We start from the raw sequence: 294 nt of genomic DNA, 5'->3' as shown, positions 1-294 counted from the left end.
AGTGGGTCGAGGAAGTGACGTACCGGCTGATCAACCGCCGGTACAACCACATGCTTCCGACGCTGATCACCACCAACCTGGCGATCAAGGATCTCCGGGCCTACCTCGGAGACCGAGTCACCTCCCGACTCGCGCAGATGACCACCCGGGTCGAGTTCGAGCCGGTGGACCGCAGACGCCACCGCCCCGCCGCCTGACCCTCCGCAGGCCGCCATGCCGGGCCGCGCCCCGAGAGCGCGCCGCCCCATGCACCTCCCGACCCAGCGCACCCCTCCGCCGACGCCCCTGCGCGCG

Annotated in this window: 1 pseudogene; it reads left to right on the top strand. The window is 71.4% G+C overall.

Annotated features, from left to right (window positions below):
- Positions 1-197: pseudogene (locus RB628_RS41910) on the top strand (ATP-binding protein); the annotation flags it as partial.
- Positions 198-294: the final 97 nt, after the last annotated feature.

Source organism: Streptomyces sp. ADMS (assembly GCF_033441795.1).
Taxonomy (GTDB): Bacteria; Actinomycetota; Actinomycetes; order Streptomycetales; family Streptomycetaceae; genus Streptomyces.
Note: the sequence above shows the minus strand (reverse complement) of the source record. Positions and strands in the feature narration are given on the sequence as shown.